General features: G+C 42.7%; 23 protein-coding genes, 1 pseudogene and 1 riboswitch. Of the genes and pseudogenes, 23 read left to right on the top strand and 1 reads right to left on the bottom strand.

Going from position 1 to position 23980, the window contains the following annotated elements; translation table 11 throughout:
- Positions 1-111: 111 nt before the first annotated feature.
- A pseudogene (locus P9989_RS19385) lies at positions 112-343 on the bottom strand (YdhK family protein); the annotation flags it as partial.
- Between the two features lie 558 nt (positions 344-901).
- Between P9989_RS19385 and P9989_RS19380 the strand changes: the two are divergent.
- The 23 genes from P9989_RS19380 (at position 902) to P9989_RS19270 (ending at position 23967) form a co-directional block, all read left to right on the top strand.
- Positions 902-2542 (top strand): glycoside hydrolase family 68 protein, encoded by a 1641-nt coding sequence (locus P9989_RS19380; RefSeq protein ID WP_283076484.1) that lies wholly within the window; start codon positions 902-904, stop codon positions 2540-2542.
- 421 nt (positions 2543-2963) lie between these two features.
- A complete protein-coding gene (locus P9989_RS19375; protein WP_283076483.1) occupies positions 2964-3767 on the top strand; it encodes a dermokine domain-containing protein in 804 nt (267 codons plus the stop codon).
- Positions 3768-3869: 102 nt separating this feature from the next.
- Complete coding sequence (locus tag P9989_RS19370) at positions 3870-4355, top strand: cytochrome b/b6 domain-containing protein (RefSeq protein ID WP_283076482.1); 486 nt, start codon at positions 3870-3872, stop codon at positions 4353-4355.
- 10 nt (positions 4356-4365) lie between these two features.
- On the top strand, positions 4366-4611 hold the full coding sequence (locus tag P9989_RS19365) for a hypothetical protein (RefSeq protein WP_283076481.1): 246 nt from the start codon (positions 4366-4368) through the stop codon (positions 4609-4611).
- A 93-nt stretch (positions 4612-4704) separates the two neighbouring features.
- Positions 4705-5367, top strand: coding sequence for a hypothetical protein (locus P9989_RS19360; protein ID WP_283076480.1), 663 nt, complete (start codon positions 4705-4707; stop codon positions 5365-5367).
- Positions 5364-5624 carry a hypothetical protein gene (locus P9989_RS19355; RefSeq protein ID WP_283076479.1) on the top strand — a complete coding sequence of 87 codons (261 nt, stop codon included), beginning with the start codon at positions 5364-5366 and terminating at the stop codon, positions 5622-5624. Before P9989_RS19360 ends, P9989_RS19355 begins: the two co-directional genes overlap by 4 nt.
- Positions 5625-5713: 89 nt before the next feature.
- Positions 5714-6091: a hypothetical protein gene (locus P9989_RS19350; protein WP_283076478.1), complete on the top strand. Its 378-nt coding sequence runs from the start codon at positions 5714-5716 to the stop codon at positions 6089-6091.
- A gap of 9 nt (positions 6092-6100) precedes the next feature.
- The gene (locus P9989_RS19345; protein WP_283076477.1) at positions 6101-6316 is read left to right on the top strand and encodes a hypothetical protein; all 216 of its coding nucleotides are present in this window, start codon (positions 6101-6103) and stop codon (positions 6314-6316) included.
- Positions 6317-6420: 104 nt separating this feature from the next.
- Positions 6421-7362 (top strand): family 1 encapsulin nanocompartment shell protein, encoded by a 942-nt coding sequence (locus P9989_RS19340; protein ID WP_346274870.1) that lies wholly within the window; start codon positions 6421-6423, stop codon positions 7360-7362.
- A 279-nt stretch (positions 7363-7641) separates the two neighbouring features.
- On the top strand, positions 7642-9498 hold the full coding sequence (locus P9989_RS19335) for a multicopper oxidase domain-containing protein (protein WP_283076476.1): 1857 nt from the start codon (positions 7642-7644) through the stop codon (positions 9496-9498).
- 182 nt (positions 9499-9680) lie between these two features.
- Positions 9681-10826 carry a hypothetical protein gene (locus P9989_RS19330; RefSeq protein ID WP_283076475.1) on the top strand — a complete coding sequence of 382 codons (1146 nt, stop codon included), beginning with the start codon at positions 9681-9683 and terminating at the stop codon, positions 10824-10826.
- Positions 10827-10831: 5 nt separating this feature from the next.
- Positions 10832-11092: a hypothetical protein gene (locus P9989_RS19325; protein ID WP_283076474.1), complete on the top strand. Its 261-nt coding sequence runs from the start codon at positions 10832-10834 to the stop codon at positions 11090-11092.
- 294 nt (positions 11093-11386) lie between these two features.
- On the top strand, positions 11387-12712 hold the full coding sequence (locus tag P9989_RS19320; RefSeq protein WP_283076473.1) for an FAD-dependent oxidoreductase: 1326 nt from the start codon (positions 11387-11389) through the stop codon (positions 12710-12712).
- A 157-nt stretch (positions 12713-12869) separates the two neighbouring features.
- Positions 12870-14084 carry an S-methyl-5-thioribose kinase gene (mtnK, locus tag P9989_RS19315; RefSeq protein ID WP_283076472.1) on the top strand — a complete coding sequence of 405 codons (1215 nt, stop codon included), beginning with the start codon at positions 12870-12872 and terminating at the stop codon, positions 14082-14084.
- Between the two features lie 156 nt (positions 14085-14240).
- Positions 14241-14969, top strand: a complete 729-nt coding sequence (locus P9989_RS19310; RefSeq protein ID WP_283076471.1) for a YdjY domain-containing protein — start codon at positions 14241-14243, stop codon at positions 14967-14969.
- A gap of 32 nt (positions 14970-15001) precedes the next feature.
- Positions 15002-16132 carry a TVP38/TMEM64 family protein gene (locus P9989_RS19305; protein ID WP_283076470.1) on the top strand — a complete coding sequence of 377 codons (1131 nt, stop codon included), beginning with the start codon at positions 15002-15004 and terminating at the stop codon, positions 16130-16132.
- A 560-nt stretch (positions 16133-16692) separates the two neighbouring features.
- A riboswitch (FMN riboswitch) is annotated at positions 16693-16847 on the top strand.
- A gap of 135 nt (positions 16848-16982) precedes the next feature.
- Positions 16983-18080 carry a bifunctional diaminohydroxyphosphoribosylaminopyrimidine deaminase/5-amino-6-(5-phosphoribosylamino)uracil reductase RibD gene (gene ribD / locus P9989_RS19300; RefSeq protein ID WP_283076469.1) on the top strand — a complete coding sequence of 366 codons (1098 nt, stop codon included), beginning with the start codon at positions 16983-16985 and terminating at the stop codon, positions 18078-18080.
- Positions 18080-18727 carry a riboflavin synthase gene (gene ribE, locus P9989_RS19295; RefSeq protein WP_283076468.1) on the top strand — a complete coding sequence of 216 codons (648 nt, stop codon included), beginning with the start codon at positions 18080-18082 and terminating at the stop codon, positions 18725-18727. The genes ribD and ribE overlap by 1 nt, the downstream gene beginning before the upstream one ends.
- 16 nt (positions 18728-18743) lie before the next feature.
- Complete coding sequence (locus P9989_RS19290; RefSeq protein WP_283076467.1) at positions 18744-19937, top strand: bifunctional 3,4-dihydroxy-2-butanone-4-phosphate synthase/GTP cyclohydrolase II; 1194 nt, start codon at positions 18744-18746, stop codon at positions 19935-19937.
- A 66-nt stretch (positions 19938-20003) separates the two neighbouring features.
- A complete protein-coding gene (gene ribH, locus P9989_RS19285) occupies positions 20004-20474 on the top strand; it encodes a 6,7-dimethyl-8-ribityllumazine synthase (RefSeq protein WP_283076466.1) in 471 nt (156 codons plus the stop codon).
- Between the two features lie 258 nt (positions 20475-20732).
- Positions 20733-21974 carry an aminopeptidase gene (locus P9989_RS19280; RefSeq protein WP_283076465.1) on the top strand — a complete coding sequence of 414 codons (1242 nt, stop codon included), beginning with the start codon at positions 20733-20735 and terminating at the stop codon, positions 21972-21974.
- Positions 21975-22208: 234 nt separating this feature from the next.
- On the top strand, positions 22209-23222 hold the full coding sequence (locus tag P9989_RS19275) for an acyltransferase family protein (RefSeq protein WP_283076464.1): 1014 nt from the start codon (positions 22209-22211) through the stop codon (positions 23220-23222).
- 85 nt (positions 23223-23307) lie between these two features.
- Positions 23308-23967 carry a type 1 glutamine amidotransferase domain-containing protein gene (locus tag P9989_RS19270; RefSeq protein WP_283076463.1) on the top strand — a complete coding sequence of 220 codons (660 nt, stop codon included), beginning with the start codon at positions 23308-23310 and terminating at the stop codon, positions 23965-23967.
- The last annotated feature ends 13 nt before the right edge of the window (positions 23968-23980 follow it).

The raw sequence follows: 23980 nt of genomic DNA, 5'->3' as shown, positions 1-23980 counted from the left end.
GAAGACGGATATCCCCTAACTTTACCAATTAATTTCTTCAATTGCTCACTCATTTCAGATTCTCCTAGGGATTATGGTAAAAAAGCTTGTTTAATTCAGCTTTTTTAACGATAATTCATTTTCTGTTACCCATTTATGATTCTCCACACTTTCACCACCGGTTGTTGGCGTATAGGAAACAACGTAGGCTTGTAGTATTATAAGCACCTACTATGGTGGCTTAAGCACCCTTCATCCCTTTCATATGTTCTGTTTCAACAATTGCTTGACTTCCAACTTCATAAGTTGGATTCTCTACCTCCTGCAAATTGTCAGGGACCTCACCTGAACTGGAATGGTTCATGCCCCAAATCGCAATATGTCTACTTAACAAATACCCTCCTATAGTATATGAATCATTTGTATTGGTCTTAGTTCTGTTAGAAGAAAATGATGAAAAAGTTGTAATCAGGTCTTGAAAAAGCGAGGATATTGTTACAATTCTATTACGTTTATTTTCTATGGACTATCTTAAAAATCATTCATAGCTCCTATAGTAAAAAGCACTCGTTAAGATCTAAACGTTTAACTATTTTAATAGGATAGACAGTTCTAAGAGTATCAGATTAATAGTAAGCAAACATCCTTAGTTTTTCATACATATTAACTTCCAATTGTGCACCACCTTTTATCTAGTAACAGTAAGGTTTGGCAGATTGATCTTTCTCCTTTTACCTTTTTACTATAGCCATGTGTGCTGACACTATCCCATTTTGAATATTCTTATTAGGTAATCAGCATCTGTTTATACGATTTAATCGAACAAACATAGAATATTTATAAACCCTTTATGGGGTTAATATAGGTAGAAAGGATGTATGGTTTGAGAAATTCCCCTAGAAGAGTTGAACCCAGCAATCAGATGGATTATTGCAACTATGATCCAAGTAAAGACTTTAACTGTTGTTTAAGAGAGCATGAACGTGCAGAACCATCAGTTTGGACGAGAGAGGAAGCTGAGCAAATTAGAATCACCCCAGATCGTACTGCTCCTCTTATCACCGATCCATTCCCAATTATTTCACAAGATTTGTGGACATGGGATATGTGGGTGTTACGTGAGAAAGATGGCTCTATTGCTGTGCTGCCCGGCGGATGGAGGGTTCTTTTTACCTTGGCTGCTCCATGCAGTGTATTACCTAATAAACGTAATGACGTTGCTGTAATCTGTTACTTTTATTCAAAAAATGGCCGTGACTGGATAGAAGGAGGCCCTGTTTTCACGACCGAGGATGCATTTGGTTCCCGTCAATGGGCAGGTTCGGCGTTTGTAGAAGATGGTCAAATTTATTTTTTTTATACGGCAGCAGGAAGACGGGGAGAGTCGCAAGTAACGTATGAACAACGTGTTGCCTTTACAAAGGGAGACGTTGTTGCCGATTCAAATTGTGTACGATTTGATAATTGGGAATGTCATAAAATTATTCTAGAGGCAGACGGGATGCTGTATCAAACATTTGAGCAATCTCAAAACACAGGTATGGCTTATGCATTCCGTGATCCCTGGTTCTTTAAAGATCCAGCCACGGGATGTGAATATTTAATATTCCAAGGTAATACAGCCGGTGATATCAACTGCGGGGCAAGCGCTCCTCCTGAAGCAAGCCAGTTCACTGGAAACATTGGAATGGCTCTGCTCTGCAGTAATGACTATACTAGATGGGAGCTTCTTCCACCTTTGCTTGAAGCAACTTGTACAAATCAACAACTGGAACGCCCTCATATAGTAGTCTGTGATGGTTGGTATTATCTATTTGCAAGCACCCACAAGCATTCGTATGCACCTGGTCTTGACGGACCGGATGGTTTATATGGGTATACAGCAAATTCACTACGTGGATGTTATGTTCCATTAAACTGTGGAGGTCTTGTGATTGCAAATCCACCCGAGGAACCGTTCCAGGCATATCTATGGTTAGTTCTTCCAGACTTTTCTGTGCTAAGCTATATCAACTATTTTGAGCTGGATTGTATTCCGCTAAGTGCAATCAGTAATCTTCCAAGTGAATTTCAAAGTTCCCACTTTGGCGGTACACCTGCGCCTACTTTGCAAATAGAAATTACGGGCAATACGACTCAAATTGTTGATGAACTAGACTATGGATTGGTTAAGGTATCTGAAACAGAAAGTCCTGAATGCCATGGATGCTGTTGTGGTCAAAACCATAATGGCTTAGGGAGTAATCATCAAGGTGGTTGTAATAGATGCGGAGGAAGTGAGAGCGGAAGACAAAACTGCAGTTGTAGTCAAAACCATAATAATTCGGGAAGTAATCACCAGGGCAGTTGTAATAGATGCGGAGGAAGTAGGAGCGGAAATCAAAGCTGCAGTTGTAGTCAAAACCATAATAATTCGGGAAGTAATCACCAGGGCAGTTGTAATAGATGCGGAGGAAGTAGGAGCGGAAATCAAAGCTGTAGTTGTAGCCGAAACAATAACAATTATGGAGTAAATTACCAAAATAATTGTAAACAATATGGAAGAAATAGTAGTAAATATTAACATTAACCAGTTATTGTCCTACTTGTTATTAACGGATAGATATTTCATAATGGAGCAACTATACAATAGGATCGACTCGGAAGATTTCAAGACTTCCAAGTTGATCCTATTTTTTAATTCAGGTCTTGTATAAAATTTCTATTAACTTCAACAAGCCTATTATTTAGCTATAAGAAAGTTACACTCACTCTTAATTAGCAGTTGACATATACATCTCGGCACTGTCATAGCATAAAGAATAATACCTAACTATAAAGTAGTTAGAATAATCGTATTAATTTGATCATAGTTTTCTTACATACCACTCTTTACTAGTTTTATTGTTAGGACCACCGTAATGGAGGATTGACTCTCGACACCATTAACGAATGAGATAATGGTCCTTGTTTTTGGACAAGACATTTGAACAAAGGGGGAAAACATGCGCAAACTCGGTATAGCCACTATTGTATCTGTGACTATCTGCTTTTTATTGATATATCCACTCGACAGCGCTAGAGCGGAAACGAATATGGAGGAGTTTCAAAAGGAAATTACTCAGATTAGTAAAGATATTGAACAGCTTCAACAAATGGTGACAGATAGTGGTTCAAAGGAATCCACAGATAAGATGGAACAAACGAATAAGAACAGCAAAGAATCGACAGAAGTGAAAAAAGAAATCAATAAGATCAAGGAAAGTATTGAACAGCTTCAAAAAACGATCATAGACGGCGACTCAAACAATTCTAAGGAATCAAAAGGTAAAACGGACGAGACCAGCATGAATTCCACTCAATCTATGAACAATGAAGAGCTTACAAAAGCAATCAAAAACATCCAGAAAAATATAGTGCAGCTTCAACAGGTGGGCGCAGGAAGCAGTTCAGGCAATGCAAAAGAATCAACAAGCTCCATGGATGAAATGGATAGGGGTGGTCAGGCCTCTTCTCAATCAGGGGACAATATGAACGGGATGGATATGAGCAGCAATAATTCAACACAATCGAAAGAGAACAGTGGAAGGGATAACGGTGCTAATTCTTCGAATGGAACGGATATGCAAAACTTTTTTAGTAACATGGTAACGGTTTTTAAGATTACCTTAATGATTCTGGTGCTTATCCTGGTTGTGAGCTTGGTTGCCTATTTTATCAGTCTTATTAAAGAAAAAGGAGCGGCTCGGCACAAAATGGGACAGGGAAAACAAACGGCTGACAATAAACAAAACGAAGAAACAGAGTAAGTAGACGGTGAGACCGAGGAAAAATGAGATCATGATAGCCACACCATAATCTTCCTTTAAGAAGGAATTCACTCCCCAATATCGCTAGAGGAGAAGAGAAGAGTGAGTAAAAAGAAAAAGGCACCATCTTTTGATCTATTATTACATTGGATATCAGCAATTTTAGTCTTTCTACTTTTACTAAGTGGCATGTCAATTGTAGGAGCCAAGTTCAGCTGGATTCTGGGGAATCATTTTGCCCTGGCAGATATTACGCATCGAGTCGTTGGCGTGTTTTGGGTTTTATGGGTATTTATTGCCGTGCTGTATGAGATTCGCCAGGTTTTGAACGATCCGGCTTCCAAACGTACTTGGCTTCCGATCGGTAAAAAAGGGTTTGCTCGTTTTAATTTATTATTCTCTTTGCTAATGATACTTAGCGGGTTTCTACTGTGGTTCATGCCGTCTGTTCCTTTCACTTATGCTGTCTTTGGTTTTGTGGTACATGAGTTCTTTGCTTTTTTAATCTTGTTTGTTATTGTATGTCACATTATTCGAAAGCGGAATATTTTCCGGCTTCCATTGGTCAACAAGAAGGGAAGAAAGTGATCTGGCCTTAATGAAGAAAGGGGGGGCTAGGGATCTTACTCAATCCGTGGTTCGTGCTAATCACTCGATCATTGGCATTCCTGTTTCTGATGCTCGGAGCAGCTGTTCTCATCTCACTACTCAATCCGGTGTTGACAATGGAACAAATAATGGCTTATATGCAGAGCATGGCAGCAGCATGTCAATCAAGTTCACTCATGTCCTCTATGGTTTGGCAGACTATGAATGGGCAATTTGGAGGTCGTTTTGGGGGTGACTTATTGTCAGTAATAACTGTTGTATCGTTCGGACTCCTACCATTTATTCTCATTTGGGGCTTATGGGTTCGGAAAAGACTCGGGGATACGACATGAAACAGAGAAAATACCTTTACTTTCTTCTCATGCTTATTTTTGTATTGTCTTTTCTTTTAATTGCGATATACGTCTTTCTTCAACCGGAGTATCGGGCTCAGCCTTCCATGCGTGAAATGCCGTCTATGGCGATGATGATGTTGTTCGAGTTCGCTCGAATGAATGAGTACAGCTTGAGGCCAGTGCTGGAGGTATGTGAGCGGAACTGTGATGGTTTGATGGGAATGGGAGGTACGATGCCACAGCATGGGAACCCGATTCTTGATAAGGCTAACTACGTGTTTTCATTAGTATTGATCATTTGTTCTGCAGGGTTGATTGGAGTTGTAAGTGTACTGGCTTTGTTATGGATACCAAAACTCAAAGGAGTTAAAAAAGCATCGATGAGGACAAGAGTCTTGACTTATTTTGGATTTTCTGCCGGGCTTTTCCTAGCTGTGGCTGTGTTTGTTTGGCTGCGAGCGGTAATCCTACAGGATCCCGCAGTGTTACAAATGGGTTTGAGTTTCTGGGTATATAGCTTGTTAACTCTCTTAATCTTGTTAATTCTTGTGATTATGGTTATCGGGGCATTAAGTCGGGGTTATGATTATGTAAGAAATCAGTTGCTCCATTTTAAAGGATACAATTATCAAAAACAAGGTGGTAAGCCAAAATGAAAGCCGAACAATGGCTCAAGTGGATCCTTTATTTGTTAGTGTCAATTATCCTTCTCGGTTTGTTGGATCTTGTATTTCAACAGGCGTTCTCCAATATGATGGGGCCGCCCAGAGGAATGGGATTGGCTAATTCTATTTTTCTCGGGTTCATCGATTTTTTTTTCTACAGTCTTATTATCATTTTAGCTCTTGTCATCCTTCTCGGTGTATTTGTTTTTAGTGTTGAATTTGTGTACCGTCTCTTTACGAAGGAGTGACAGGAGATTGTTTTTTTACCACTTCTAGCTGCTTGCACACATCTTTTATACTTGCTTCATATGATAGTAATATAAGAGGGGGGATTATTATGCACCGAAGTCAGCGACCATTTTTGAGATTAACGGTTTACTCTTTAGTCGCTATTCTTATTTTCGGACTGATTGAATTTATATTCATCGGATTTGTCGGCGCAGGTGCCGGGGGTGGTGCCACAGGTGGGAGCGCCGTCGGGGGGATCAGTGGTGCCGGAGCTGCAGTGGCTCTATTTAATTTTATCTTTATTTCCTTAATCATACTGGCTGTCATCGGCTTGCTTATTGGTTTAGTGGGGATCACGATTCGTTATTTCGAGCGTCATGACCTAGATTGGTTTGACGATGGCCGAGATGACGATTTGGATGACGACGAGGATTACGAGCAATACCGCAGAAGAAGAAATCGATCTCGTCGCTCCACCCACAGGTAGGTGGAGGCGATGTGGTGGAAGGTTAAGAAATTCATCCTGGTCGTCGTCAGTATCTTGCTAGGTTTTTTCACGTATAAACTGCCGATTATTAATCAGATTTTCAATTATAAGACTTCTTTTGACCTATCTGCATTCTATTTAATTATTCTACTTTATCTTTTCACTAAACCGGTCGATCGGCGGGAAAAGTCAGATTCTGCAGCATCGGATGATGGGAATGCGTAAAGAAGGGAGGAGGTGGCAGTCATGAAAAAACACCCATATTGGGCACGTTTGCGCTTCGTGAAGTCAGGACTCCTCTATGAAGAAAATTGGAACGTCTTTATTAGATGGCTAGAGCAGAAATTATTATCGAAAAGGAGGAAATGAACGTGGCGAGCAGAAAATCAGGGCGTAGTTCTCCGCGGGGGTTATTAACGCAGAGACAGTGGAGTCATTTGCGGGAGACCGTCACTGAAACAGTTCGAGACCATATCGTGGCGAGCAGATTTCTAGATATATATGGACCTATTGGATCTGGGGCGCAATCGATCAGCAATCCGGTTTATCTTGAACCGAAACCTGCGAGTATAAGCATGCATGGAGACGAAATGGATGTAGCAAAACCGAGCCAGAGTAATACTCTGGTTATTCCAATATTATATAAAGACTTTGTTATCTATTGGCGGGATGTCGAGCATGCGAGAGAAACAGGCAAACCGCTGGACTTTTCCGCGGCGGCTAGTGCGGCAAATGATGTAGCACTGAAGGAAGATGATCTGATATTTAATGGGGCGAAATCGCTGAACATTCCCGGATTAATGAATGTAAGTGGCAGAGAAACCTTGAAGTGCAGCGATTGGTCTCGTCAAGAAGGTATGGCGTTTCAAAATATCGTAGATGCTCGGAATCGCTTGATCAAAAACGGGCACACGGGGCCTTTTGCCATGGCCTTGTCGCCTGACGCTTATGCCCGGTTGCACCAGGTGCACGGCAATTCAAAGGTGCTGGAGATTGAGCATGTTCGGAACTTGTTTGAAGATGGAATATATCAATCATCCCAAATCCGAAATGGGTGCGGGGTTATCGTGGCAACTGGTGAGCAAAATGTCGATATAGCCATTGGTCAGGATGTATCTATCTCTTTCTTAAATGATGAGACCATGAACAGTTATTTCCGAGTAATGGAATGTCTCGTTCCAAGGATAAAGCGTCCTTCGGCAATCTGTACACTCGAAAATGGCAACAACCAAGAGGAAGGGAATGAGTCAAATGCCGGAGGGAAGTTCTAATTCTCTTAACCTTTGATTGTTCCATTATACTTCGGTATAGGTAGATAAATATTTCCTCATTATTCCGTGATTAGTACCCCACATGATCATACCTACCGCCAAAGGTGAGGGCTTATCCTCGCATAGTCGCCCTTGAGGTCATGGACAAAGTTCATTTACTCAGGGCGAAAAAATAAAGATGGTTATGGCGGTTCTATCTGATCCAACTCCTTCTGTCATCCCCGCATTTTTTTTGAGGCATTTAGCCAAAACTATCAACTCTTTAGGGTGAAGAGGTGAATGATGTTTAAAAAATGGAAAGAGTCTGCCAGAACTAAGGTCGAAAATATCTATCGAACCATCCGAAAGTGGATTTTCTACACAAAAATGGCTTTTCTGATTCTATTTATAATCGCGGCCGTACTGCTGTTGTCATGGGCACTCACGAAAGTAAATTCGGTTAGGCCTAATAACACTCAGGAGGTCCCCACTTCTGCACAACCTTCCACTCCTCCATCAAAAAAGACATCATCACAGCAACAACCCAAAGAACAAAAGAAACCATCATTGGAATCCGGGGTTCCCCAAGAACCAACCCAACGCAATAAGCCGACAAAAAAAAACGAAGGACCAACGGAACCAAACACATCAAAATCACGCCAAGCGCCTTTACAAAAACAAGAAGAATCGAGGGAAGCCCCAGCTTCACCTGATTCGACAGCTGAAACCAATGAATTACCCTCCCCATCACAGCCCGAAGCAGAAAGTACCGAACGAGGGGGTGTTCGTCAATTTACGCTCACTGCTTATCCAGAGAAGGTACAAATTGACGAACAGCTAGCCATAGATGGATGGACTTATAACGGAACGGTTCCTGGCCCGGTGATTCGTGTCAAAGAAGGCGAACAGGTACGTATTACATTGCGTAACCAAATACCAGGCATTGGAACATCCATACATTGGCATGGCATTCCAAAGCGAAATAGCATGGATGGAGTGCCGTACGTTACACAGCCTCCTGTGAATTTTGGGGAACAATTCGTTTATGAGTTTACCGCGAAGCCTGCAGGGACGTACATCTATCACGCCCATGGTGGAACACTCCAAGTAAATAAGGGGTTGGTGGGTCCATTTATCATCGAATCTGTGGAACCCACCGCATACCCGAAAGCAGATACCGAATGGATCGTAGGTTTGGATGAAATGGAGATTTCTGGTGAGGGTGATCCCCCGCCAGCAACGGATGGCAATCGGATGGATCAGAGCATGATGCAGAAGATGATGCCAAATGCCCTTCTTGGTACCTTAGATGTTTATAATGTCTTTACCGTCAACTGGAAGCGGGACCCGAAACATGTATTTGAGGCAAAGGCAAATGAATGGGTTCGGTTGCGATTGTTAAATTACGGATTTCAGACCCATCGCATCAAGGTAGAAGGAATGAAAATGTACGTAACCCATATGGGCGGATCTCCGCTGCCTGCTGCTCAGCCCGTTGATTATGCCGTAATCTCCCCATTTGAGCGCGTTAGTGTTTATTTAATCGGAACCAAACCGGGGGAATATAACATGTTCGATATAGATCCTGGTCACAGCGAATTCGGTATGCGTGCAAAAGTGTCACTATCGCCTTCAGGTACCTTGGATGATAATAAACGCCCTGAGTCCTTACAACTTGCGGATCCACCGGACAATGCTCCCAGGTATCAAGGAATCACAGCCGGTATTCCCGGACCGGATACAACGGAGTATGACCATGTCTACAATATGGACCTAGGCATGACCATGGGTCCGGGAGGGATGGCCTGGGGAATTAATGGCGTAATATGGAGTTCCCTCGAGAATTACAAGAAAGTGGAACCATACAAGGTCCGTCTCGGGGAAACGATCAAGATTAATTTGTTCAATCGATCACCTGAGAGTCACCCCATGCACTTACATGGACATCATTTCCGTGTCGTCGCTATCAATGGTCAATCCATAGCGGAACCTTGGCTTTCCAAGGATGTGATCAATGTCAAACCGATGCAACGTATCTCCATCGCCTTTGAGGCTGATAATCCAGGGGATTGGCTCTTCCATTGCCATCAGGATCACCATGCGGATGACGGTCTAATTACCTACTTCTCATACGTCGAATCTAGAACGTCTGAATAAATGTCGAACAAGAGAAAGGTCATGAACCTTTCTCTTATGAATAAGATGTTTACAGGGAGAAGATAAATGAATGATTCCGGGATAGTTTCACAGGTTAGTTTGTCCCAATAAGTATTTGGAAGATGAAAATATGTAACTATAGGAAGGGTAACCAAGAGTTCAGAGATTCCGGGGGGGATAAAATGAAAAGCCCATGGCTTAAACTTTCTGTTTACACTCTAGCGGGTATTTTTATATTAGGCTTGTTAGTCGTCTTAATTCCTTTCTTATTTCCAAACGAACTTGCTCAGAACGTTCCGGGCGGGTCTCAGACGGTAACTTCAAATAGCAACGGTAGTGGAATATCGGAAGGAGGTGCAGCAAACCCTAGCGGCTCGGGAGGAAACGGAGGCTCAGGCATGGCCGGTACAAGTGGCTCGGGAGGAAACGAAGGCTCAGGCATGGCTGGTACGAGTGGCTCGGGAGGAAACGGAGGCTCAGGCATGGCCGGTACGAGTGGCTCGGGAGAAAGCGAAGGCTCAGGCATGGCTGGTACGAGTGGCTCGGGAGGAAACGAAGGCTCAGGCATGGCCGGTACGAGTGGCTCGGGAGGAAACGGAGGCTCAGGCATGGCCGGTACGAGTGGCTCGGGAGAAAGCGAAGGCTCAGGCATGGCTGGTACGAGTGGCTCGGGAGGAAACGAAGGCTCAGGCATGGCCGGTACGAGTGGCTCGGGAGGAAACGGAGGCTCAGGCATGGCCGGTACGAGTGGCTCGGGAGGAAACGGAGGCTCAGGCATGGCCGGTACGAGTGGCTCGGGAGGAAGTGGAGGCTCGAGCATGGCTGGTATGGGCGGCTCGGGAGGAAGCGGAGGCTCAGGCATGGCCGGTATGGGCGGCTCGGGAGGAAGCGGAGGCTCAGGCATGGCCGGTATGGGCGGCTCGGGAGGAAGTGGAGGCTCGAGCATGGCTGGTATGGGCGGCATGGGAATGATGATGGGTATGACCCGTAGGAATAATATGATTAGTATGGTTAGCCCGAATACCAATCAATCTGGCGGTCAAGCTGGTTTTTCCAATGAAAGCGGTAGTTCATCAGGGGAAAGTGTTAATCCATCAGGGGGAAGCAGTAGTTCAGAGTTGCCGGGTTATATATTTACGAAATTAAATCCATCCTCATCTCCCGGTCTTGGTGCCTTCTTTTTTTATGCATTTGCAGGGTTGATTGTTTTGTTTCTTATTGCTTTACTAGTCGGTTTGACAGGTCTCGTTGTCGCCTATTTCCAGAGATCAAGGGCCCGTCAGCGTCAGCGCAACCATTATTCTCAAATACCTAAGCATGAGGGGTGACCGAGATGAAAAACAGGTGGTGGAGATGGATAAGGAATTCGTTAATTGGCATAGCAGTTTTTGGTTTTGCAGAATTACTTGTCATTGCTTACTTTGATGGTACGCCTATTAACATACAGGGGGTGAGCGGTGGTATTTTCGGGATAATCGTTGCCATCCTGTTCACATCGTTATTTATTTTTTTTGTTTCCGCCTTTATCTATGGGTTTACACGTGTGAATGCCTTGCTGGAAAGAGATATTCCTCGCGAGTTTGAAGACAGATAATTCGTAACAAAGAGAAAGGAGGGGGATTGATGTTTGATTTTTTTGTGAATGTTATTGCCCATGTTATTTTTTTAGTGGTTGGTCTTGCTTTGTCGTCATACCTTCGTACCTATTTTTTATCCATGCTTAATCGCAAATGAATCTTTGAATCATCGATCCGACATAATTGAGATCTAGTTCATAATTTAATAGTTGGTTCATATATTAATAGCAAGGAAAAATTAGGTTTCAATATCTCCGTATAGCTGCTAATCTCCATATTTTCTCCTTCCTCACTAGAAAGGAGCGTATCCCTTGAAACATCTGTTGCTGGTAGGTGCGGGCCATGCCCATTTATATATTTTAAAAAAGCTACAAAAACATGCTATACCGGGTGTTCAGGTGACGTTGCTGTCTCCAAACGAATACCAATACTATTCTGGGATGCTTTCCGGTTGTGTGGAAGGTATCTATTCTATCGACCAAATTCGGATTTATGTCGGTCAGTTGGTAGAAAAAGCTGGTATTCAATGGAAAAAGGACAAGGCGGTGTCGATCGATCCAGATAACAAAAAGGTGCTAACCGGCAATGGGGAATCGATTGATTATGATGCCGTGTCTTTTGATATCGGTTCGTTGACGTCTGGTCTCGAGACACCGGGGGTTTTGGAATATGCCGAGACGCTTAAGCCGAATTACCGTTTTCCGGTTCTTCTGGAAAAGGTCCGAGAAGCCGAGAACCTCGTAATTGTTGGTGGTGGAGTGGCAGGTACAGAACTGGCATTGTCATTACAATCCTGGCGGCATAAGAACGGAAAAAAACCATTATCACTTGTGAGCTCTACAGAATTAATGGACAAGGGAGCCCCATATGTGTCTCAACGAGTAAAGGAACTTCTCATAAAAAAGGGAGTTAAGCTTTATCTTCATTATCGTGCACGTGAGTTGATGAAAAACCGGCTTATCTTGGCACAATCGAATCAGGAAATTCGCTTTGATGCGTTGTTGTGGTTGACAGGACCGAGGCCTCCACGATTATTTGCCGAGTCTTCTCTGCCTGTTGCTCATGGTTATTTGCTTGTAGAAAATACGTTACAAACCAAATTATATCCTTCCATCTTCGGAGCAGGGGACTGTATCAAAATTGCAGAAGAACCACCGCTTGCCAAAGCGGGGGTGTATCCGGTGAGACAAGCCCCTATTTTATGGAGGAATTTAAATCGTTTTTTTAACAAAAAACCGAAGCGCCTTTATAAACCGCATTTTTCTTTTTTATCCATTCTTGCCTCCGGAAACAGAGAAGGACTAATGTTATATAAGGGGTGTGCATTTCACGGGAAACTTATATGGTTGATCAAAACCATTATGGACCGGAAGTTCATCTGGCGCTACTCCCGTGATAAACTCGTTGGTGATCTGATGTCGAGTATATGGTTGAAAGTGATTTTTTCTACACTGGCTGCTCTTTTGGTCTTCGGCCTGATTTATCTTTTTTTCACAACCACTTACTATCCTGTTATGGGGGTAATGGCTTCGATGATATTCTCTTCAACTTTTGACGTTATATTTGCCGGTTTGCTCCTTTTATTTTTCATTGTCCTAGTCCTCGTTTTGTTTTTTGAAAGTCTTTTGTTTAAATAATCCATCAACAAAGACAATAGCTGAAAAGGAGAAAAATTAAATAAATCTAGATCTGGATAATTAAAAAGACCTATTAGAATAAAAACCAATCGCTATTTAAATGAATAGAAGAAGAGAATTTGCTTGAATAGTTATAGGGAAGAGCAGGGGGGTTATGATGGAGGATTATCGAAAATTAACAACAATGGAAGTCGTTGAATACGTGAAAACAATTCCGGGGTTATTTCCAAAACAGGCAGAGTTGACTTGCAGGGAAGTCGGGGGTGGGGATTTGAATTTATTCTTCCGTGTACAAGAACGTGAAAATAAGAATAATAGTGTGATTCTCAAGCAAGCGCTCCCCTTTACGCGCACATGGGGGCCTTCTTGGCCGCTCAATTATGACTGGATTCGTGTCGAATATGAAACATTATCCATTCAAAACGAACTCTGCGGGGATTTAGTTCCCAACGTCTATCATTTTGATAAAAAACTTTCACTTATCATCATGGAAGATTTGTCAACCTATCATATTCTTAAGAAAGGTTTCAATGTTCAAAATTGTTACCATTATTTGCCAAAACATATAGGGACATTTCTTGCCCGGACCTTATTTTTGACGTCTGACTTTGGTGCTGCTTCCGAAGAACGGCAAAGGTTCAAAACACAATTTCAAAATGAGGCTATGCGCCGTATTTCAGAGGAAATTAACTTTACTTATCCATTTACAGAGCACCAGGCAGATTGTTTCGATCCGTTAATCAAAGCATCCTTGTCTGAAATCTATTACAACGATGAGTTGAAAGCGGAGATCGAGAAAATCAAACATCAATTTACGTCAAACAAACAAGCTTTAATCCACGGGAATCTGCACATAGGAAACATCATGGTTACCGACAATGACACAAAGGTTATTAATGCTGAGTTCGCTTCCTACGGGCCGATGGGATTTGATATTGGAGTATTTATCGCAAACGTACTGATGGCTTATGTTTGTATCGGGAAAGACAAACACATGGCTTACAAAAATTATTTGCTAGATTTGATTCAGGCGGTTTGGGATGAATTTGAAGGTGCGTTTAGACAGCTATCGGAACAACCAGGAAATGATACTTTGATGCTTACTAATCCTAACAGGTTCCTATCCACTTTACTCCATGATTCACTCGGCTTTGCAGGCTGTGAACTTATGCGCCGTGTGATCGGGACTTCCTGTGCTGAAGATCTTGAAAGGATAGAAAACGACGAAACACGCGCTACTGTTGAAACTTTTGCTTTATTCATAGGACAACATCTTGTTTTAAAAAGAAATCACGTTCAAAATCTTAACGAACTGATTCTATCTTTACAACAACTGGAGAACTCGAACGGTCAAAGAGATAGCATAGTGTGACGAGGAATGTGTGCGGTAAAACGATCGATTTAGTAACCATTTGTTCAAAAGGGGCATTTTTGAAGCTTGGGGAAAGGCAGGAACAAAAATCTTATTTTTCGTGTATGTTTTGGTTATAAAGGATAATTTGCCTATGTTGGGCGGAAAGGGGGAACCATGGACTGGATTATGGGAAAGAAATATTTTAGTCTTTCTATATTGGTTTTTATGCTGTTAGGAATATTGGGGGGGTGTGGTCAGTCCGGGACAACTTCACCTGTAAATGCGGGGGATTTTGATCAGTTTTATGCATCAAGTGCAGATGACCTTGGAAAAGACCATTCGATCTATATAAATAAAGAGGACCGCTTGGTTAAGGTTTATGCAACGGTAAACGGGAAATACCTGAAGAAGCCGACCCGGCACGGCTTGAACTGGGTAGAAGGCTCAAACGGTGACAAATCAGTCTTTAAGGCCTATGCCAGTCCGCTGGCTTTTTATCATTCTTTAAGAAAAATCGGAGGAGATCCCGCCTTAGAAAAGGGGGGAGACAAAGATAAGGCATTTAATAAAACCAGTGATGGGGAGTTTATCAAAGGGGATAAGGTAGAAGTTAAGATCACATGGGATGGTGCGGATAAGACATATGACATTCACGAAGTAATGATGGATTCCACTGGAAAGAAAATCGTTTATCATTTTGGAGGCAACTATGAAGCAGCGAAAGAACATATGACTGGATGTTTTATGTGCTTCGATAGTTGTCCAGTCGGCATTACAAGTAACGCATCCCATCCTGTGGGAACGTTTAAGGACGGAAAGGCAAAGTTTCACGGAAATCCCGATGTACTACCCGGTGACGGGACCCCTGTTGTTTTGATCTACCAATTTGTCAAAACGGAATAGATATAGGTGGTGCATCATTAGGGGGGGTTATAATGAAATTGGTTGTCCAAACGTGTGGTCTTTTTTTGGGACAGTTGTTTAGCTTTTATTTGGCTGGACTGAGTGTCGGGTTATTATTGATTCAAGTTCAATGGATCGACATGCGCTTTGATAGTGCTTATGTGGTTACCGTACTTATGGGTTTAGCGTTATGGCTGTGTATCGTATTTTTAATCACAGAGGGGGGACTCCCTTTCTTTTTAAGGAAAGGGAAACCCTTTCTTGCCGTTATCTGTTTCAGCGTTGTGCCGGTAATTGTCACTTTGATCAATGGAAGTTATCTTTTTATGCCGGCCTATATAACCAGCAAGGCGTGGTTTTTGAATGACGTACTAACCATATCGCAAATGAACATGCTGCTGGTCGCCTGGTTTGTGCTTGGCATTACTTCATTGTTTTTTTCACGGGGACTGCAGGTTTTTGGCAATCGAAAGGAATTACCCACCAGTCAGAAAATCGGGATTGGCATTTTCAGCGGAACAGTCGCCTTATTTGTTTTCTTTTATCTTGGTCACCGGGATTTTCAACGAGCTGTTAACGATGCTATTGTAGTCATGCAACAAGCGGATGTATCGGCCTTTCGGGCGTACTTGCTGTCATTTGGGCCGCTTGCCCCGATCGTTTCCGGTTGGTTAATGGTGTTTCAATCGGTCATCGCGCCGCTTCCGGCCTTCGTAATTACTTTTGCGAACGGATTAGTATTCGGGTGGCTGGGGGGGGCTTTGTTGTCGTGGGGGAGTGCCATGGCCGGTGCGATTCTCTGTTTTTACCTTGCAAAATGGCTAGGTCGACCAGTGGTTCAACGGTTTGTCAGCGGTAAAGCTCTTGCCTGGTGGGACCAATTTTTTCAAAAGTATGGGTCGTACTCGGTTCTTATTGCACGCCTTGTACCGATCATATCATTTGATTTAGTCAGCTATGCGGCAGGCGTCACCCCAATTACGTTTTGGAACTTTTTTTGGGCGACCGGTCTCGGTCAGCTCCCCGCAACTTTGCTATATTCATATCTTGGCGAAACAGCTACAGACGTTGTGAAATTCTTATTTTTGCTTTTCACGATTTCAATAGCCTTGGTGATTATCGGGTATTTACTTAAACCGCGTTTTCTAAATTTAAAAGATTGAGCGAGACTGTAGGAGATGTGGATTTAGCAAAAAAGCCAGGCCTTTTACAAGGTACTGGCTTTTAACGTTTAACCCACCTTGTTATGTTATTCACTTCAGGATTTTTAAGAATGGCAGCAGAAAAAGTGTGGAGGAAATGGAAAATTTGATTACTCGATCATATGAGGAAAAGAAAAAGCTTGAAATGATCTACTTGGCGAATGATGAGCAACAGTAATTGCATAATAACATTAAAGAATACGAACGGGCGCAAATCTGGAATAAGACTTGCGCTCTCTCTTTATGAAAGGGGTCAGATTGTGGAGGAAATTATCTCTTTTAACTGGATATTTATGTTAAATACGAATGAGATTGAGATGGTCAAAACCGTGCAAAAACAAAACTCGACGACATCCTAAACCGATTACTTCTAAGCTTTGTTGTTGATGACGAATTGTTGACCAAATTCGTCATCAACAATCAGAATTAATCCAAAAAGAACCGCACCAACTCATAAATAGTGCTAACTAATTGCGAATTTATCGAGTTTCATTTATATTTAGTATAAGACAACTGAATAAACAATCCTTCGGGGCAGGGTGAAAATCCCGGCCGGCGGTGATGAACCATCTGTGTTCAGAGCCCGCGACGGGGAAGGAGTCTTATTTCTTTCTTCCCCCTGATTTGGTGCATATTCCAAAGCCGACAGTTAAAGTCTGGATGGGAGAAGGAGCGAGCGTGCAAAACAAGGTGCAAACATTCTGTAGTTGTACCTTCTATTCGCTATACTTAATTTTCAATACAGCAAAGCCCTGGAGAAGTTCGTCTTCTTCAGGGCTTTTTCTAATTAAACTATTGGGAGGTGAAGAAGATGCAGCGCGACGAACGATACATGAGCATGGCTATTCAAATGGCTAAAGAAACAGTAGGACAAACGAGTCCAAATCCTTCGGTCGCAGCAGTGGTTGTAAAGAATAATCAAGTTGTTGGTCTGGGGGTCCACGTCAAACCCGGGGAGCCCCACGCTGAAGTTCATGCACTCAGAATGGCTGGTGAAAAAGCGCAGGGAGCCGAAATTTTTGTGACACTTGAGCCTTGCAGTCACTTCGGCCAAACACCGCCCTGTGCCCAGGCCGTGATTGATGCCGGAATTAAACGTGTGATTATCGCTTCTCACGATCCTAATCCTAAAGTTAGCGGTCGAGGGATCAAGATGATGGAAAAGGCCGGACTTACGGTAGAAACAGAGGTCTTAATAGATGAAGCAGATGAGCTCAATCGTGCTTTCTTTCATTTTATAAAAACAAAGCAGCCCTATGTTCGTTTGAAATCAGCGATGAGCTTAGATGGCAAAATTGCTACTACAACGGGTGAAAGTCAATGGATTACGGGTGAGACAGCAAGGCAGGACGGTCACTCCTATCGTCATCGCTCTGCTGCAATCTTAGTGGGCATTAATACGGTTCTAATGGATAATCCTAAGCTGACGACTCGAATAGCGGGAGGCGGCAACAACCCGGTTCGGGTTGTTCTTGATACCCATTTACGAACTCCTTCTGACTCCCAAGTGATTCAAGATAGAGAAGCTCCGACCTGGATCTTTACAGGGGACTCCGTCGAAGGTGATGAAGTGACTCATTTTCAGGACTTTCCCCACGTTAAGGTGATCAAATTGGAAACGGAAAACGTTCAAGTAGAAGCTGTTTTAGATTATTTAGGTGAACAAAAACTTACCTCATTGCTGATTGAGGGCGGCGGAACGATTGCAGATGCTTTTGTTCGAGCCGGGAAAGTGAATGAAACGATCACATACATCGCGCCTAAATTAATTGGCGGCAGACAGGCACTGACACCTGTGGCTGGTGAAGGAATCAGTAGTCTGGCACAACTGGATGCTTTTAAATTTCTTAGCTCTGAACAGCTTGGGGTGGATATCAAAGTTGTTTCAGTGAGAGAGGAGGACTCATAATGTTTACAGGGATTGTAGAAGAAATGGGTGCGGTCAAAACTATTAGAAGTAAAACAGAGGCGCTTGAGTTAAGCATTGAAGTGAATGAAATTTTAGATGACATTCATTTAGGCGACAGTATTTCGATCAACGGCGTCTGCCTCACGGTGACAAGTTATTCTGATCAAAGTGTGGAATTTGATGTGATGCCCGAAACATTTCGAGCAACGAACTTGCACCAGCTGAAGCAAGGCAGTTCGGTTAACCTCGAACGGGCGATGGCTGCTGGTGGCCGCTTTGGGGGTCACTTAGTCTCAGGGCATATCGATGGCACGGGTGAGATTGTGACAAAGAGATCAGAATCAAATGCCGTTTATTATGAGATCGAACTCCCGGATGGACTCATTCATTACTTTGTCTATAAAGGTTCGATTACAGTTGACGGTACCAGCTTAACAGTGTTTGGGGTAAAGGAGAACCGTGTCACGATCTCACTTATCCCGCACACGATGGAACATACGGTACTTGGTAATAAGGAACCTGGTGATCAGGTAAATATTGAATGTGACATGATTGGTAAATACGTGGCTCACTTTTTAGGAAAAGAGCCTGAGAGCAGTAAGTCAAAGCTATCGAAAGATTTCTTAAGTGAGAATGGATTCGCATAAAGAAGAGGGTGGGAAGATGTTTGATTCAATTGAACGGGCAATTTCAGAATTAAAGCAGGGAAAAATGGTCATCGTCTGTGATGATGAGGACCGGGAAAATGAAGGCGACCTAATAGGATTAGCTGAATATGCAACGCCTGAAATGATCAATTTTATGATTACTCATGGCAAAGGGCTTGTCTGTGCACCTGTTACAAGTCAATTAGCTGATCAGCTTGAGCTGGACCCTATGGTAGATGACAGCACTGATCCCAATAAGACTGCCTTTACAGTGAGCATTGATCATAAGCATACGACGACTGGCATCTCCGCAGATGAGCGGGCACTGACGATTCGTGAAATGCTTAACCCATTAAGCAAAGCCGATGATTTCCAAAGGCCAGGTCATATTTTTCCGTTAATTGCGAAAGAAGGCGGTGTATTGCGACGAGCTGGTCATACAGAGGCGGCAGTAGATTTAGCTGAGCTGGCTGGAGCCAGACCAGCCGGGGTCATTTGCGAAATTATTAAAGAAGACGGCACAATGGCAAGAGTACCTGATCTTCGTAAAATGGCTGATGAGTTTAATATTCCGATGGTTACGATTGCAGATTTAATTCAGTATCGTTATCGAGTAGAAGACCATGTTATCCACGAAGTCGAGGTCCAGCTGCCAACCGAATATGGTGATTTCCGGGCTGTTGCTTATACAAATGATATTGATTATAAAGATCATATTGCCCTCATTAAAGGGGAAATAGATCCTAACGAGCCGACACTAGTACGTGTACACTCCGAATGTTTAACAGGTGACGTCTTCGGTTCTTATCGCTGTGATTGCGGACCACAGCTTCACAACGCTCTTCGCCAAATCTCTGAAAACGGGAGCGGGGTTCTGCTTTATATGAGACAGGAAGGCAGAGGGATCGGCTTATTGAATAAGTTGTATGCCTACAAGCTTCAGGAAGAAGGATTGGATACCGTTGAAGCGAATGAAAAACTCGGATTTGGTCCGGACTTGCGTGATTATGGTGTAGGAGCACAGATCTTACGGGACCTCGGAATTTCTAAACTGAAGCTGTTAACCAATAATCCGAAGAAGATTTCCGGTCTTGGCGGCTATGGGTTGGAAGTCGTAGAACGAGTCCCTATTCAAATGGATTCAAGAAAAGAGAACGAACTTTACTTAAAGACCAAACAATCGAAAATGGGGCACTTATTCCATTATTAGCGGAAAATAATTTGACGCATTAAGTAAGAATTTTTACAAATGGCAGTAGCTAAAGGAGAGAGTAGGATGGTTAAAACATTAGAAGGAAACCTTGTAGGAAGTGGCTTAAAAATTGGAATTGTTGTAGGAAGGTTTAACGATTTCATTACAGGACGCCTATACGATGGCGCACTTGATGGACTGAAGCGCCATGGCGTAAACACTGATGACGTGGAAGCTGCTTGGGTACCGGGAGCTTTCGAAATTCCAATGGTGGCGGGAAAGATGGCGAACTCAGGAAAATACGATGCTGTTATTACACTTGGTGCCGTAATCCGCGGCTCGACGCCGCACTTTGATTATGTTTGCGGAGAAGCTGCCAAGGGTGTTTCACAGGCTAGCGTACAAAGCGGGGTCCCTGTTATCTTCGGCGTCATTACAACAGACACCATTGAGCAGGCCATTGAGCGGGCAGGAACGAAGGCTGGCAACAAAGGTTGGGAAGCGGCAACCGGTGCTATTGAAATGGCTAATCTTAATCGACAATTTGAAGCATAAGACAAAATCGCGGGAAGTGAAGGCTTCCGGCGATTTTTTTATGGGCAAGTAATGACCTTGTATTCGATAAAGCTAACGTCTTCAAATGCGTAAGATTCAAGAAGTTTTGGGTAGAATAATGAGACACTTTGGCAGAATCCCTGTGGTTTATTCACAAGAGACTGCTTCATACCTTCATGCATTCACCCAATCTAGTGGGATTTTTTCCAAAGTTATGAAATAATACGAATAGATCATTTAATAGTTGGAGGTATTCATTTGACTACACATCAGAAAAGGCTTGAGAAGTACGCAGAGCTAGCATTAAAAAAAGGTGTTAACTTGCAGAGCGGTCAGGGACTGATCATAAATGCTCCAATAGAAGCTGCTGACCTTGTCCGAATTATTTCTGCTAAGGCTTACGGGAGAGGTGCGAAAAACGTCCACATTGAGTGGAGTGATGAGTTACTGAGTTATATGAAAATGAAGAACGCCCCGATGAAGGTACTCGAGACTTTCCCTAAATGGAAGGCGGAGGGGCTTGAGGAGATGGTAAAGGATGGGTATTCCCTATTGACGGTGTACGGACCTAATCCTGACCTTCTCAAAGGAGTCGATTCTGAACGAATTGCCAAAGCGAATAAGGCGAGTGCGGAAGCGCTAACTGAATATCGTGACTACATTATGAATGATAAAACCACATGGTCCATTATCGCTTATGCTCAGGCTGCTTGGGCAGAAAAAGTCTTCCCGGGTCTGTCAGCGGAAGCTGCTCAAAGTAAGCTTTGGGAGCAAATTTTCAAAATAACACGGGTAGATCAAGATGATCCAATTCAAGCTTGGGAGGATCACAATGAACGACTGCGTCAGGCAAGGGAGTATTTAAATAAGAAGCAGTATAAGAAGCTTCATTATAAAGCACCTGGTACAGATTTGTGCGTGGAATTACCAGAAAACCATATTTGGCATGGGGGTTCGGCTACTTCTGAAAAGGGTGTGGAATTTAATCCGAACATGCCGACAGAAGAAGTGTTTACGATGCCGCACAAATATGGAATACAAGGCAAAGTCAGCAGTACGAAACCGCTCAGTTATGGAGGAAACTTGATCGAGAACTTTTCACTGACCTTTAAAGATGGGAAAGTCGTCGATTATTCAGCAGAGTCTGGAGAAGAAACACTGAAACACTTATTGGAATCCGATGAGGGGGCTAAGCGTTTAGGTGAGGTAGCTCTCGTCCCTGAGGAATCACCGATTTCCAAGTCTGGGCATATTTTCTTTAATACGTTATACGATGAAAATGCCTCCTGTCACCTGGCATTAGGAAAAGCGTATCCGACTAATATTGAAAGTGGCCCATCGATGTCTAAGGAGGAGATGGAAAAGCATGGGGTTAACGACAGCCTCGTTCACGAAGATTTCATGATGGGCTCTACTGAGACTGACATTGATGGCGAGACAAAAGATGGTAGTTATGAACCTGTATTTCGAAAGGGTTCATGGGCTATTGATTTGGAATAACTAATCTAGGAGAAGAGCCTGTAACTTCAGTTTACTGGCTTTTTTCTTCTTTGATTTTCTTTTACAATTTAATGATGTGGTTACATTTTTGACATTACGATTACAGTTTATTTAAAAAGCAATAAAATTCAACTTCAACCTATATATATTGTGGTAAAAAGGGTATAGATATCTTTTTTACATTCAGGAAATTGATCTAAATACCAACCACAGAATTAAAGAGGGTGAAGGACTATGAAGAGGGATGCAACTTTTGATAATGCAAAAATTTTATTGATTTTCCTCGTTGTATTCGGTCATCTTATTCAACCGTTTACGGATGGTTCACATACGATGTACACCATATATATGTGGATTTATACGTTTCATATGCCTGCGTTTATCTTTTTGGCTGGTTTTTTTGCAAAAGGATCAGGGCATAAAGACTATATTGTTAATTTAGCGAAAAAATTGATCTTGCCGTATATGATTTTTCAGCTTGCATACTCAGGCTACTTTTTCTTTATAGGAAAGGATGGCTGGCTGAATGGACCATTTTATCCACACTGGTCGCTGTGGTTCTTATTCAGTTTGTTCTGCTGGCACATTATGCTTTATTGGTTTAAAAAAGTTCCTGCTCTGATGGGACTGTTTGTTTCGGTAGGATTAGGAATAGTCGTAGGGTACTTTAATGATATCGGCCATATGTTCAGTCTTTCCAGAACATTTGTTTTCTTTCCATTCTTCCTGGCTGGCTATTGGTTAACGAAAGACCACGTCAAGAAATGGCGAACCCCTCAAGTACGTGAAGCCACGCTTCTCTTTATGACAGCGCTTGTTGGGTTAATTGCCATTTTCCCTCAGTTTGACTCAGGCTGGCTGTTAGGTTCAAAATCGTACAGTGAACTTGGAGGCCTGGAATTTGGCGGCTTAATTCGGTTTGGCGGTTACGTGGTAGGCGCAATCATGACGATAGGTGTTCTTGCTTGGATCCCTAATCAATCGTATCGTTTTACCGTGTTAGGAGGGAGAACGTTATACGTCTACTTGCTTCACGGATTCTTTATTCAGTTCTTCCGCGAGGCCGGCTGGTTTGAAGTTGACAACATGATTGACTTTGCTGGCTTAGCAATTGTTGCAGCAAGTATTGTATTCTTATTATCAAGCACATCCATACAAACACTGACGCAGCCCGTTATTGAAGGCAGAGCTCAATTAATAAAGAAATGGTGGCATAAGTCAGCAAAGAAAGATTATACAACTAATTAAATAAAAGAAATCGTACCTCTCTTAGGATTGAAATGAGTCGTCTAGTGAAAGACTAGTGATATAGATCCTGAGGGAGGTATTTTTTATGGAAAAAAAGATCTTATTTGTGGCAACAAATATCGACGCCATCGAAGGCGGAGATGAGACTGGATTGTGGCTGCAAGAGTTTGTGGAGCCTGCGACGGAATGTAAGCAAGCCGGCTTTGAAGTTACTGGTACGAGCCTTAAAGGCGGGAGGATTCCCATTGATCCAAACAGTTACAGTAATGAGCTGCCCCGAGTTTGGGATGGAGTCATGGAACCGATTCATAATACAGATAAACTCGAAAACATCGATCTAACTGATTATGCAGGCATATTCTTCACGGGCGGACATGGGACGATGTTCGATTTTCCGAATCAGAACGTCATTCAATCCGCTTTGCAGCACTTTATAGAACACGACAAGGTGATTGGGGCAATTTGTCATGGACCGGCTGCTTTTGTGGGAATGAAGGATGCGAACGGAGACTCTTTTGTTAAAGGAAAGACGATCACGGGTTTTACAAATAAAGAGGAAGAAAAAGCTGGTCTGACTGACAAAATGCCTTTTTTATTGCAAGATAAGTTGATAGCTGAAGGAGCTGAATTTCAGGCTTCGGAGTCTTATAAAGAGCACGTTGAGGTAGATGGAAAGTTAGTCACAGGTCAGAACTCACAATCCAGTCTCGCTACAGCTGAAGCTTTTATTAAGAAAATTGAGTAACGAAAGCCGCTAT

Source organism: Halobacillus naozhouensis, from assembly GCF_029714185.1.
In the GTDB taxonomy this organism is placed as follows: Bacteria; Bacillota; Bacilli; order Bacillales; family Halobacillaceae; genus Halobacillus_A; species Halobacillus_A naozhouensis.
Note: the sequence above shows the minus strand (reverse complement) of the source record. Positions and strands in the feature narration are given on the sequence as shown.